Genomic DNA, 13904 nt, shown 5'->3' with positions numbered 1-13904 from the left:
GCAAGTACTCTGATGCGTCAGCGCTTTCCAATAAGAGGGCCGGTTGCGGCAAGCTGTTACCATCATTGGCTCTGATGAATTACCCCAACGATGACCAGCGCGACGGGTAGAAAGCGTCGTCGGACTGACGGATGCGCTGGCCATGAATCCGTTGCGCCCTTACCCGGCCTACCGGGTGGGCGAGCCAGGATGCAAGGCATCTGATAGAAAGGCTTTTCAATAAAAAAGGGTGCAGGAGAAACCTCCCGCACCCTTTTCGATAATTCCGCTCGGCTGCTCTAGTTGAACAAGTAACGCAGGCCAAGCTGGATGCGCCAGCGTGAGCCTTCTCCCGTGTTGTAGCGGTCGGTGGCCGTCAGCGGTACCCCCGGCGTTACCGTTACCGTGCCGTCGGAGTTTACCACGCGCTGCGGATCGGTGAGGTAGTTGTAGTTGAACTCCGGGCGGCCATCGGCAGCGAAAGTGAAGTTCTGCCCCGTGGCGGCTAGCAGTGCCTGCCGGTTAGGAGCCTGCGAAACACCCCAGTTTTTGTTGAGCAGGTTGCCGATGTTGAAGACATCGACGCTGAACTGCAAGGTGTTGCGATTTTCACCCAGGTCAGTGAAGATATCCTGCAACAGACGGGCATCTACGAAAGCAGCCCAAGGCGTTACGGCCCCGTTGCGCTCTGCGTACTCACCCCGACGCTTGCTCAGGTACTTGTCCTGGCTGATGTAGGCATCTAGGTCAGCCCACTGCTGGGCGGCGGTGTATACCACTTGCTGCGGCGTGCCAGCCAGATACGTCCGGTCGCGCAGTATAATGTCGGCCTGGGTGCGGGGCACGAAGAGCAGGTCGTTGGTATTGTTGAAGTCGCCGTTCAGGTCGTTGTTGTAGGTATACGAGTAGCGGAAGCCGGGACCCGCATCGAAGAAGGCCGAAACGGTAGTGCCCAGGTGGTTCAGATACTCCTTACGGTACGAGAACGAGCCGATTATGCGGTGCTGCTGCAGGAAGTTGGAGTAGCTGAGAATCTCCTCGTTGGGGTCAGCGCTGATCTGCCGGTCACGCCAGATGGAGTTGGCAATCGAGCCGCCGTCGTTTACTGAGCGGGCATCGGCATAGTTGTAGGCCAGGCTGGCCGAAATACCGCTGGCGAAGGTCTTCTGCAGCTGAGTAGTCAGCGTGTACGAGTAGCCTTTGTTGGTATTCTTCATCACAATGGCACCACCGGTAGCCACGTTCGAGTTGATCTGGGCCAGGCGCGTAGTCAGCGAGGTAGGGCTGCGGTAGATGAGGCGGTTATCGGCTCCACTCAAGCGCAGCTGCGACTCCGGCAGGTTGGCGTTTACGTGGTATACCGCGTTGATGTCCTTCGTGTAGATACCTTCCAGAGTCAGCACCACATCACCGGGCAGACGCTGGTCGAGCGCCAGGTTGGTGCGCCATACCTGCGGGAATTTGAAATCACGCTCCGTTACGGCAATGTCGTAGCTGCCACCTACTGGCAGGCCAGCTGGTACGTTGCGGTAGGCATCAACATTGGAAGTGAAAGGAATTGGAACACCCAACGCCGGGTTGGTAGCCGCAACATCGGAAGAAGGCTGCACGGTGTAGCCACCGAACAATACACCGTTGTTGGAAGCCTGGTTGGAAATCCACACGTAAGGCACACGACCCGTGAAGACACCCGTACCACCGCGCAGCTGCGTCTTCTGGTCGTTGTTCACGTCCCAGTTGAAGCCCACCCGCGGCGACCACAGCAGCTGGCTTTTCTGCAGCTGATCCGTGAAGATCTTCTCGCCGCCACGGAACGTCTGCTCAGCAACCGTTGTGTTGCGGGCAATGTCGGTATTCACCACCGGCACATCCACGCGCACGCCGCCGGTCAGCTTCAGGTTCGTCAGCACGTTGAATTCGTCCTGCGCATAGAAGCCCAGCTGGTAAGCCTTGATATCAGCGAAGTTGAAATCGGTGACAGGCTTACCATCACGCAGCGAGTACTGCACCTGATAGGTAGAAGCCGCGCGACCATCGGGAGCGAAGGCATTCGGCGTAAGAGCGCCGGTGTTGGGGTTGTAATCGGCCCCAGCCCCGCGGTAGAAGTCGGCCAGCGAAGCATAGCGGTAGCGGCCGTAGTAGTTCGGGGCGAAACCGTTGCGGAACTTGTAGAATTCGTTGTAAGTACCCAGCGTTATTACGTGCTTACCTACGCCATACGTCAGGTTGTCGGAAAACTGCCACGTGTCGGTGTTCAGAACGTTGTTGGCCGAGAAAGGCTCGTAGCCGAACGACGTGAAAGCCTGACCGGCGCCGTTTTCAATATCAACCAGCGGGAAAATACCGCCGCTGCTCTCGCGGAAGTCGCGACCCCGGGTGTAGCCCACCTGCAGGCTGTTCGACAAGCTGCTGGTGATGGACGAGTTCAGCTCGCCGATGTACGAATCCAGGTTGTTGTTGATGCGGTAGTAAGCAGCCAGGAAAGGCAGGTTGGTATTTGTCGGGCCACGGCCGTTGGCTGGGGCACCCGAGGTGCTTGGCGGTACGTCGCGGTAAGAGCGGAAGTACGAATACTTCAGGTTGAAGGTGTTTTTCTGGTTGATGTTCCAGTCCAGCTTACCCGAAAGCTTGTTGCTGAAGGTTTTTAGCTGGTAGCCTTCGAAAGGACCAGTTTCGTAGTTGTAGTTGGTACGCAGAAAGTCGGACAGCTGCGTGAGCTGGGCGGCACCAGCGGCCGACGTGTTGGAGCCAGCACCGGGGGCTGGGGTTTCGCCGGGGCGGTTGGCCACGAATACCGTTCCGCCGGTGCCGGCCGGCGGATCGTCGCGCCGCTCACCCTCTAGGCTCACAAAGAAGAAGAGCTTGTCTTTAATGATCGGGCCACCCAAGCGGCCACCGATTTGCCACAGGCTGAAATCCTGAAACTTCTGATCCAGGTCGCGCACTTTGCTGCCTACCAAGTCGTTGTTGCGACGGAAAGCATAAGCCGAACCCGAGAATTTGTTGGTGCCGGAGCGCGTAATGGCGTTGATGCCCGCACCGGTGAAAGCGCCTTGGCGCACATCGTAAGGAGCCAAGTTTACCTGAATTTCCTGGATAGCATCCAGCGAAATCGGCTGCGAGTTGGCTTGACCGCCAATGGTAGACGACAGACCGAACGAGTTGTTGAACACCGCCCCGTCGATAGTTACGTTGTTGAAGTTGCCGTTGCGGCCCCCGAAGCTCTGACCGCCGTTGCTCTGGGGCGTGAGACGGGTGAAGTCGTTGAACGAGCGGCTCAGCGTGGGCAAACGCTCAATCTGCTCGCGCTGAATGTTAGTAGCAGCACCCGTCCGGTCGGAGTTGATAACTGGGTCGCGCCGGCCCGAGATGGTTACCCCCGACAGTTCCGTAGTAGCCTCACTCAGGTTGATATCCAGCCGCAGATTCTGCCCCAGCGTCAGGAAAATGCCTTCGCGGGCAGCATCCTTGTAGCCAATGAATGTAATGCGCACGGTGTAAGGACCACCTACGCGCATGTTCTGGATGTTGAAACGGCCTTCCGAATTGGTAGGTGCCACATACTGCGTGTTCGTCGGGGTATGCACGGCAATTACCGTAGCCCCCGGCAGCCCGGCACCAGCCTTGTCGGTGATGATACCGTTCATGGCTGATGTGGTTACCTGGCTCCATGCTACCTGCGCCGACAGCAGCGTCAGCACCAGTAGCAAGAAATGGCGTAAACGTAAGTGTTTCATAAGTGGGAAAAATGGTGAGAAAAGAGGGTGCTCTGCTTTAAGCGCCGCGAAATTAAGGACGAGTTCGGGGACGCTCATTACCGAATCGTTACTATTGACGGCAGCCCTTAGGATGAGGCGTGCCATGCCGCTTTCTACCCCCCAAAGGTAGTAGGTAAATTCACAATAGGGGCCGTACCGCCTTGATAAAGCGGCTTAAGTAATAATCACTTTCCAGACTATTTTCCACTACTCCCAACGAGCTGGAAGAGTGGATGAACTGCACGCTTTCGGGGCCGGCTTCCGTCACAAGTCCCACGTGCGTGATGGCACTGCTACCCGGCGAGGCCCCGAAAAATACCAAATCCCCGGCCTGCAGATTCTGCGGCTTCACGGGCGTGCCCCACACGGCCTGTTCGTTGGAAGAGCGCGGAATCTGGACGTTGATGGCAGCGAAAGAGTTGAAAAGCAGCCCCGAGCAATCCATGCCCAGGCGCGTGGTGCCGCCATACCGGTAAGGGGTGCCCTGAAAGGAGCGGGCCGTCTGAATGACCGTGGCCAGATCCTGCCGGATGGTGGCCGGGCTGGAGCGGCGCTTCACCACGATTTTCGATTTGCCGGCGGGCACTTTGGCTTTGGCCTTCGCTTTGCCGGCCCCGCCGCGGCGGCGCTCAGCCGCCTTCATGCGCGCTATGTCGCGGGCCGAATAATAGCGGCCATTGCGCTGGTTGAGCTTTTTAGAGCCGTTGCAGCTGCCCAGCCACACCAGCATACCCAGCAGTAGCAGCGGCAGCCAACGCCGCCACTGCCCCGAATGCCGTACCTTCGTTATGTGTTCCCGCATCGGCACAAAGATACGTTCCCTGTTCATTCTGACCCGCTATATATGGATTTCCAAGCCCTGACTCCCGAACTGGTCATTGCCTTCGAGGCCATTGTAGGCCCCGAGCATGTGCTCACAGCCCAGCGCACTGAGGCCACCGCCTACGCCGACTTTGGCCGCGACCATACCGAAGATTTTCACTTCGCTCCCGATGTGGTGCTGCGCCCAGCCAACGCCGACGAGATAAGCCGTATTGTGCGTCTGTGTCACGAAAACCACCTGCCCATCACGCCCCGCGGGGCCGGCACCGGCCTGAGCGGCGGGGCTTTGCCAGTCCACCACGGCGTGGTGCTCAGCACCGAGCGTCTGAATAAGATTATCGAAATAGACGAGCGCAACCTGCAGGCCACCGTAGAGCCGGGGGTTGTCAACGAGGTGTTTCAGAATGCGGTGAAGGAAGTGGGGCTTTTTTATCCGCCCGATCCGGCCAGCAAGGGCAGCTGCTTTCTGGGCGGCAACTTGGCGCACAGCAGCGGCGGCCCCAAAGCCGTGAAATACGGCACCACCCGCGACTACGTACTGAACCTGCAAGTGGTGCTGCCCACCGGCGACATCATCTGGACGGCCGCCAATACGCTCAAAAACTCCACCGGCTACAACCTCACCCAACTCATGGTGGGCTCCGAGGGCACGCTGGGCATTATCACGAAGGTGGTTTTCCGACTGCTGCCCTACCCGCAACACAATATTCTAATGCTGGTGCCCTTTCGGCAGGAAGAACAGGCCGCCGAAGCCGTATCGGCCGTGTTCCGGGCCGGCATCATTCCTTCCGGCATGGAGTTCATGGAGCGCGAAGCCATTGCCTGGTCCTCCGACTATCTGAAAATCCCGCTCACGCTACCCGCCGATATCCGAGCCCACCTGCTCATCGAACTCGACGGCCAGGATCTGGATCAGCTTTATAAGGAGGCCGAGCAGGTGTATGGTGTGTTGGAGAAGTACGATGTGGACGAAATCCTGCTGGCCGACAACGCCACGCAGAAAGACGAGTTGTGGAAAATCCGCCGCAACATCGGCAACTCCGTGCGCTACAATTCAGTGTATAAAGAGGAGGACACCGTGGTGCCTCGCGCCGAGTTGCCCACCTTGTTAAAGGGCGTAAAAGAAATCGGGCAGCGCTACGGCTTCAAAAGCGTCTGCTACGGCCACGCCGGCGACGGCAACCTGCACGTCAACATCATCCGCGGCAACCTTGACGACGACATGTGGAACGTGGGCCTGCGCCAGCCCATTGCAGAAATCTTTGAGCTGTGCGTGAAGCTGGGCGGCACCATTAGCGGGGAGCACGGCATCGGGCTGGTGCAGAAGGGTTATATCGGCATTGCCCTCAAAGAAGCCAACCTGAACCTGATGCGCGGCATTAAGCAAGTGTTCGACCCGCACGGAATTATGAATCCGGGCAAGATCTTCTAAACCACGGATTGACGCGGATTCTTCGGATTTCACGGATTTTGTAGACGGCGCTAACAGCAGCTCAGTAGCCCGATAAGACGCGAATACAAAAAGGCCACCCAACAGGGTGGCCTTTTTTGGTCTGGAGAGCCGTCCACAAAATCCGTGAAATCCGGAGAATCCGCGCCAATCCGTGGTTATTGCTCTCCCTTCAGCTTATCCTCCCCACCGTACGGTGTACCGGCCGTAATATCGCCGCGCAAACCGCCCTGCGATACGCCGGGGCCGCTGCTAGGCTGCTGCGAAGTCGTTGTGTTAGTGTCAGGATTCTGGTTTGCGGTGCTGCCGGTAGCAGGCTGACCGTTACCAGTAATAACGCTGGCCTGCTCGCCCACCGGGCCAGCCAACTCGCTTACTTTGGCTACGTACTGGCGCTTGGCCTCTTCTTCGCTCACGCCTTTAAACTTGCTCCACGAGTCCCACTGCGCTTGCGACATGCCGGGCGTGCCGCTTGGGTTGTCGGGCGAGTCGTCGCCTACGGTTTCGCCTTTGGTGTCGTGGTCGCCTTCGGTGGCTTGCTTATAAAGGCCGTAAAGTTCGGTCATGTGGGCGGCGGCCTTGTCGCCGGGCAGGCCATCGACGCGCGATACGGCCATTTCAAATTGCTGCTGTAAGTCCATTTGCTGCTGAAGGTCCATCGTCGGAAGCTGATTAAACGTGAAAAACGAAAGGGATTCCCTCGGGTGTACTATCGTGGCACGGCTTTGGTTGCGGGGGCGGCCCGCTACTTTTTTGGGACGATAGTCCGTAGAGTTCGTACTTTTGCCCGCTAATTATGTGTGGAATCACCGGAATATTCGCCTTCACCGACGCTGGCCGCAGTTCGCTCGCCGCGTTGCAAGCCTCTACCGACGCCATTGTCAGCCGCGGACCCGATTCGCAGGGGCACTTCGTGTACGATAATTGTGGCTTGGGCTTCCGCCGTCTGGCTATCCTCGACCTCTCGGCCGACGGCAACCAGCCGATGACCGACGAGTCGGGACGCTACACCATCGTTTTCAACGGCGAGATTTTCAACTTCCGCGAGCTGCGCCAGAAGCTGGTCAAAAAAGGCCACACGTTCCGCTCCCAGACCGATACCGAGGTCATTTTGAAGCTGTATATCAGCGAAGGCCGGGGCTTTTTGAAGAAGCTCAACGGCTTTTTCGGACTGGCTATCTATGATAAGGAGGAGGACTCGCTGTTTATCGCCCGCGACCGGATGGGGGAGAAGCCCCTGCTCGTGTACCGCGACGAGGACAAGATGTTCTTCGCCTCCGAGATGAAGTCACTGCTGGCGCTGGGCGTGCCCCGCAAGCTCGACTACGTGGCCCTGAGCCAGTATCTGCAACTCAACTACATTCCCGGCCCCGCCACCATTTTCAAGGGCGTGAAGAAATTGCTGCCCGGCCACTACCTCTATGTGAAGGGCGGCAAAGTGGTGGGCAAGCGCTGGTACAAGATTCCGTACGACGCGAAGAAGACCGATAAAAACAAGCTTAGCTACGAGCAGCAGCAGAAAAAGCTGGTCGAGCTGCTCGACGATGCCACCGCCCGCCGCCTCGTGGCCGATGTGCCCGTGGGCGCGTTTCTGAGCGGCGGCATCGATAGCAGCGTTATTGTGGCCTTGGCCTCGCGCCACACCCAGCACCTGAACACGTTCAGCATTGGCTACCGCGACGAGCCGTTCTTCGACGAAACCAAGTACGCCAAGCTGGTAGCTGAGCGCTACAACACCAACCACACGGTTTTCTCGCTCACCAACCAGGATCTGTACGACCACATCTTTGACGTGCTCGACTACATCGACGAGCCTTTTGCTGATTCTTCGGCGCTGGCCGTTTACATCCTTAGCAAGCGCACCCGCGAAAAGGCCACGGTAGCGCTTTCCGGCGACGGGGCCGACGAAATGTTTGCCGGCTACAACAAGCACATGGGCGAGTTTCAGGTGCGGCAGGGCGGTTTCAAGGCCGAAGCCGTAACGGGCCTGAACCTGCTCTGGGACGTGCTGCCCAAGTCGCGCAATTCCTTCCTGGGCAACAAAGTGCGGCAGTTTCAGCGCTTTTCGCGCGGCATGCTCAGTGGCCCCAAAGACCGCTACTGGGACTGGGCCAGCTTTGTGAGCGAGAAAGATGCCCGCAACCTGCTCAGCCCCGCCTCACGCCGCAAAATCGGCAAGAAGCTGGCCGACAAGCGCCGCCGCGATATTCTGGAAAACCTGCACACCGACGGCGACCTAAACGAAGTGCTGCTCACCGACATGAACCTGGTGCTGCCCTACGACATGCTCACCAAGGTCGACTTGATGAGCATGGCCAACTCCCTGGAGGTGCGCCCCCCGTTCCTGGACCCCAACGTGGTCAACTTCGCTTTCTCTATTCCCGTTACCAGTAAAATCGACGCGAATATGAAGAAGCGCATCGTGCAGGATGCCTTCCGTCCCATGCTGCCCGAAGAGCTTTACAAGCGCCCTAAGCACGGTTTCGAGGTGCCCCTGTTGAAGTGGTTCCGCAACGAGCTGCGCCCGCTCATTGAAGACGACCTACTTTCCGATGCCTTCATCGAAGCGCAGGGAGTATTCAGCGTCGATGCCATCCGGGCCCTCAAAGCCCAGCTTTTCTCCCGCAACCCCGGCGACGTGCATGCCCGCATCTGGGCGCTCATCGTGTTTCAGTGGTGGTGGAAAAAGTATATGCTGCACGCCTAACCTAAGCGTGTTACACTCCTTCATCCCTTGTTTCCTTTCCTTGATGGCTTCCCCTGCTAGCTCTTCCGCCCCAAACGTTCAATTTCGGACTCTTTCCATCGTTATTCCGGTTTACAACGAAGCTCGCACAATCCACCAGATTTTGGACTTGCTGCGCGATTTAAAGCTGACCAATGACATTCAAAAGGAAATTATTCTGGTTAATGACTGTTCCTCCGATAATTCTTCGGAAGTAATAAATAATTACATAGCTCAGAATCCGGCAATGGGGCTGCGTTTGCTGCAGCACACCGTCAACCAGGGAAAAGGAGCGGCTTTGCATACCGGTATCCGTGAGGCTACCGGCGACTACGTTATCATTCAGGATGCCGACCTGGAATATGATCCGGAGGAGTACAACCTTCTCATCAAGCCAATCCTCAAGGGCTTTGCCGACGTCGTGTTCGGCTCGCGCTTCATGGGCGGAAATCCCCACCGCATCCTCTTCTTTTGGCACAGCCTGGGCAACCAGATGCTTACTTTTCTAAGCAATATGTGCACCGACCTGAATCTGACGGACATGGAAACATGCTACAAATTGTTTCGGCGCGACATTATTCAGGGACTGAAACTGGAGGAAAACCGATTTGGATTTGAGCCCGAAGTCACGGCTAAGGTGTCGCGCGTAAAAGACGTGCGCATTTACGAGGTGGGCATCAGCTACTACGGCCGCACCTACGCCGAAGGCAAGAAGATCGGCTGGCGCGATGGATTCCGGGCCATTTACTGCATTGTGAAGTACGGTCTGTTGGGCCGTTAGACCGGGACAATTCCATCCTATTGCGCTGACTGGTTGGCGTGCCTCCTGTATGAAATTCGTCAAATACCTAATCTGTATTCTGTTTCTCGTAACCCTGGTCGGTGGTATTGGCTTTACGCTCATTTCGCGGGCGGCGCTCCTGGAGCTGCTGATCCAGCGGGGTGGCCTAGCGGCATACGCCGACAAACTCAACGGGCTGCTGACCGACAGCCTGTTGTTCAAAGCAAAGTTAGGCGTGGGTGTTGTGCTGGTAGGGCTAGGGCTGATGACCGCCGCCGTGTGGCGCTTTTGGTCCCGCATCGAGCTATACCTGCGCACCGTGGGCCAGCAAGCGGTGGGCCTGAGCACCTACTTGACCAGCGTGCTCCAGACCTGGACGTTTGGGCAGCGCTTGGTGGTGTTCGGGCTCTTTTTCGCCCTTACCTTTTTGCTGTTCTACTGCGCCTCGACCATTCCCTTCATCTACGACGAGCTCTACACATACATTGCTTTCAGCTCCCGCGGGCCGGCTATTGCCTTGGTGTTTTATCCGTTTCCCAACAACCACGTGCTGGTTTCGGTGCTGGCTGGGGTTATGCTCAAGCTTGTCGGCTCGGTGGCTTTCGGCATGCGGGCCGTTACCATCCTGGCCAGCATGCTGCTGTATTGGGTGCTGTTTGTGGGCCTGCAGCGCGTGAGCCGGCCGGCGGTGGTCCTCACGGCGCTGGTGTTCTTCTTCGGCCTCGATATGGTGGTGCTCTACAGCTTTATGGCCCGGGGCTACACCATTATTCTACTCTGCACGGCCGTCAGCTTCTGCCTGATTCCCGAGCTGCTCAAAGCCCGGAGCCGCTACCGGGAGCTGAGCTGGCTGCTGCTGGGTTTGGTTTCCGTCATCGGTATGGCCGCCATTCCCACCTACGTGTATTGCTTTGCCAGCATCATGGCCACGCTGGGGATTTACTCGCTGCTCACGCGCCAGCCCAAGCAGCCCAAGATGCTGCACTTGGTGGCGCTGGGTTTGCTGGTGGTCGTCGGCGTAGTGGCCTTCTATACCCCGCTGATTGCCGTTTCGGGCTTGTCGGCCCTTATCAAGAATAAGTACGTGCTGCCGATTTCCCGGGGCGAGGTGCTGCACAAGATGCTGCCCGCTATGGGCGACCTGACCTACGCTTTCTTCACTTTCAAGGCGCTGGGCTGGTTCTGGCTGCTGGCCTTGGCGCTGGGCGCGGTGGCCTTTTGGCGCCGCCGCACCGCCGGGCAGCTGCCCCGGCCGCTGGTGGTGCTCAGCCTGCTGATGCTGGTGCTGCCCATGTTCTTTATGCTGGCGCAGTCGGTGGTGCCGTATGAGCGGTGCTGGCAATACCTGGCCGTGCCGCTGGCCTATTTGCTGGCCATAGCCCTGGAATCGGGGCTGGCTGGTTTCGGTCAGGCGGTGGGCTTCCGCCGCTTAGCGGGGCCCGTGCTGGTGCTCTTCGCGCTGGGACTCACGGTGCTCAGCGTCCGGGGCTTTTACCAGAAGCTCTACATCAACGAAAGCCATTCTTTTTCTTACCGCCGCGTTGGGGAGCTGCTCACCGAGCAGGGCTTCCGCCTGAACCTGGCCCAGCCGCCGGTGTACTTGGTCGACAGCTTCCTGGCCGATGGCAACGTAGAATACGACTTTACCACCCAGCACCGGCCCACCAAGCGCCTGCGCCTGGACGTAACGCCCACGCTGCTCGACTCCCTCACCGGCCCCGCGTTGGTAGTCCACGACAAGCATTTCGGCACCGACCCCGCCGGCTATCTGAAGAACCACCCGGCGCAGACGCTCTACGATGATGCGCACGCGACGGTATTTTTAGTAAACTCGGCGGCAGTTAAACCCTAGCTGCTTGCTTTTGCCGGGCCCTGTGCCCGTTTTTCCTCAGTCTCCCATTGAAATATATTTCAAACTCTCTCCGCATATGAAAATCGCAGTAGTAGGTACCGGCTATGTAGGGCTGGTAACCGGCACGTGCTTCGCCGAGGTCGGAATTGATGTAACCTGCATTGATATTGACCAGAAAAAGATTGACAACCTGCACAAGGGGATTCTGCCAATCTATGAGCCCGGTCTGGAAGAAATGGTGAGCCGCAACGTCGAGAAAGGACGCCTGCACTTCTCTACCAACCTGGCCGAGGGCATCAAGGACGCCGACGTGGCCTTTATTGCCGTAGGCACGCCTCCCGGCGAAGATGGCTCGGCCGATTTGAAATACGTGCTGGCCGTAGCCCGGGGCATCGGCGAAAACATGAACAACTACGGCGTTATCGTAACCAAGAGCACGGTGCCGGTGGGCACGGCCGCCAAGGTGCGCACCGAAATCGAGCAGGCCCTGGCCAAGCGCGGCGTCAACATCGAGTTCGACGTAGCTTCCAACCCCGAGTTCCTCAAGGAAGGCGCCGCCATCGACGACTTCCTCAAGCCCGACCGTATCGTGGTGGGTGTGGCTTCGGCCCGCGCCGAGGAGGTAATGAGCAAGCTCTACAAGCCCTTTTTGCTCAACGGCCACCCGATTATCTTCATGGATATTCCGTCGGCTGAGATGACGAAATACGCCGCCAACTCCATGCTGGCGACCAAGATTTCGTTTATGAACGACATTGCCAACCTCTGCGAAATCATGGGCGCCGACGTGAACATGGTGCGCAAAGGCATCGGCTCCGACGCCCGCATCGGCACCAAGTTCATTTACCCCGGCATCGGCTACGGCGGCTCCTGCTTCCCCAAAGACGTGAAGGCCCTGATTAAGACGGCCGCCGAAAACGGCTACCAGATGCAGGTGCTCAAGGCCGTGGAAAGCGTGAACGAAGCCCAGAAGGAAGTGTTGTTCGACAAAGTATACAAGCACTTCGGCGGCGATTTGAAAGGCAAGAAGATGGCCGTATGGGGGCTGTCGTTCAAGCCCAAAACCGACGACATGCGCGAGGCGCCCTCGGTGGTTATCATCGACAAGCTGCTCGACGCGGGCTGCATCGTTTCGGCCTACGACCCGGTGGCCATGGAAGAAGCCAAGCACCAGTTGCAGGACCGTATCACCTACGCCAAGGACGAATTCGCGGCCATCATCGATGCCGACGCCCTGCTGGTTGTAACCGAGTGGCCCGACTTCCGCTCGCCCAACTTCGAGGTGGTAGCCCGCCTGATGAAGCAGAAAGCCATTTTCGACGGCCGTAACATCTACGATGCCAAGGAGTTGCACGAGGCTGGCTTCACCTACCACTGCATCGGTATCCGTACCGACCACAAGGAACCAGTGGCTTAGTTGCTGGTTGTTGGTTGCTAGTTGTTGGCTGTCAGTTGTTAGGTTTTTAATAACGCTAACAGCTGACAGCCAACAGCTAACAACCAACAACTAATAACTGACAACCAACAACTAACGACAACGAACATGTCTGATAAAAAACGAATTCTGATTACCGGCGGTGCGGGCTTTCTGGGCTCCCACCTCTGCGACCGGTTCCTGAAGGAAGGCTACCATGTCATTGCCATGGACAACCTGATTACCGGCGACCTGGCCAACATCGAGCACCTGTTTGGCCGGGAGGACTTCGAGTTCCACCACGCCGACGTGTCGAAGTTTGTGTTCGTGCCCGGCAAGCTGGACTATATCCTGCACTTCGCCTCGCCCGCTTCGCCTATCGACTATCTGAAGATTCCGATTCAGACGTTGAAAGTTGGCTCGCTCGGCACCCACAACCTGCTGGGCCTGGCCCGCGTGAAAGGCGCCCGCATGCTGATTGCTAGCACCTCGGAAGTGTACGGCGACCCCGAGATTCACCCCCAGGTGGAGGAGTACTTCGGCAACGTAAACCCCGTGGGTCCGCGCGGCTGCTACGACGAGGCCAAGCGCTTCCAGGAAGCCATTACGATGGCCTACCACAACCACCACGGCCTGGAGACGCGCATCGTGCGCATCTTCAACACCTACGGCCCGCGTATGCGCCTCAACGACGGCCGCGTGTTGCCGGCATTCCTGAGCCAGGCCCTGCGCGGCGAGAACCTGACCGTATTCGGCGACGGCAGCCAGACCCGCTCGTTCTGCTACGTGGATGATCTGATTGAGGGCATCTACCGCCTGCTGCTGAGCGACTACGCTTTGCCCGTGAACATCGGCAACCCCGACGAAATCACCATCAAGGAGTTCGGTGAGGAAATTGCCAAGCTCATGAACGTGGAGTTCAAGCCCACCTACCAGGAGCTGCCCCAGAACGACCCGATGAAGCGCAAGCCGGACATCACCAAGGCCAAGGAAATCCTGGGCTGGGAGCCGCAGGTAGACCGCGCCGAAGGTCTGCGTCGCACCCTGGAGTACTTCAAGGAGCATGTGCAAGTAGCCGCCGCCGGGCAGGTCAACAACACTCCTCGCTCGTTCTAAGCTGGTT

9 protein-coding genes are annotated in these 13904 nt (G+C 58.1%); 6 read left to right on the top strand and 3 right to left on the bottom strand.

From position 1 onward, the window contains the following. Nucleotides 1-278 precede the first annotated feature (278 nt). Entirely contained in the window at nucleotides 279-3716 is a 3438-nt protein-coding gene (locus BUB62_RS09355) for a TonB-dependent receptor (protein WP_073109141.1), read from the bottom strand. Nucleotides 3717-3876: 160 nt separating this feature from the next. After that, entirely contained in the window at nucleotides 3877-4539 is a 663-nt protein-coding gene (locus tag BUB62_RS09350; protein ID WP_234988662.1) for a C40 family peptidase, read from the bottom strand. A gap of 42 nt (nucleotides 4540-4581) precedes the next feature. Here BUB62_RS09350 and BUB62_RS09345 point away from each other — a divergent pair, with 42 nt between their 5' ends. Then, on the top strand, nucleotides 4582-5991 hold the full coding sequence (locus tag BUB62_RS09345) for an FAD-binding oxidoreductase (RefSeq protein WP_073109139.1): 1410 nt from the start codon (nucleotides 4582-4584) through the stop codon (nucleotides 5989-5991). Between the two features lie 176 nt (nucleotides 5992-6167). Here the strand turns inward: BUB62_RS09345 and BUB62_RS09340 are convergent, their stop codons facing one another. Then, nucleotides 6168-6668, bottom strand: coding sequence for an acyl-CoA-binding protein (locus tag BUB62_RS09340; RefSeq protein ID WP_073109136.1), 501 nt, complete (start codon nucleotides 6666-6668; stop codon nucleotides 6168-6170). 137 nt (nucleotides 6669-6805) lie between these two features. On the opposite strand from BUB62_RS09340, the gene asnB reads away from it, so the two are divergent. The 5 genes from asnB (at nucleotide 6806) to BUB62_RS09315 (ending at nucleotide 13897) form a co-directional block, all read left to right on the top strand. Continuing rightward, complete coding sequence (gene asnB / locus BUB62_RS09335) at nucleotides 6806-8716, top strand: asparagine synthase (glutamine-hydrolyzing) (RefSeq protein ID WP_073109135.1); 1911 nt, start codon at nucleotides 6806-6808, stop codon at nucleotides 8714-8716. A gap of 43 nt (nucleotides 8717-8759) precedes the next feature. Continuing rightward, the gene (locus BUB62_RS09330) at nucleotides 8760-9515 is read left to right on the top strand and encodes a glycosyltransferase family 2 protein (RefSeq protein WP_073109132.1); all 756 of its coding nucleotides are present in this window, start codon (nucleotides 8760-8762) and stop codon (nucleotides 9513-9515) included. Nucleotides 9516-9564: 49 nt separating this feature from the next. After that, a complete protein-coding gene (locus tag BUB62_RS09325) occupies nucleotides 9565-11367 on the top strand; it encodes a hypothetical protein (protein ID WP_073109130.1) in 1803 nt (600 codons plus the stop codon). A 76-nt stretch (nucleotides 11368-11443) separates the two neighbouring features. Beyond that, nucleotides 11444-12784, top strand: a complete 1341-nt coding sequence (locus BUB62_RS09320; protein ID WP_073109127.1) for a UDP-glucose dehydrogenase family protein — start codon at nucleotides 11444-11446, stop codon at nucleotides 12782-12784. A gap of 126 nt (nucleotides 12785-12910) precedes the next feature. After that, a complete protein-coding gene (locus BUB62_RS09315) occupies nucleotides 12911-13897 on the top strand; it encodes a UDP-glucuronic acid decarboxylase family protein (protein ID WP_073109125.1) in 987 nt (328 codons plus the stop codon). Nucleotides 13898-13904 lie beyond the last annotated feature (7 nt).

This window comes from Hymenobacter daecheongensis DSM 21074 (assembly GCF_900141805.1).
In the GTDB taxonomy this organism is placed as follows: Bacteria; Bacteroidota; Bacteroidia; order Cytophagales; family Hymenobacteraceae; genus Hymenobacter; species Hymenobacter daecheongensis.
This window is presented reverse-complemented; position numbering and strand designations above follow the sequence as displayed.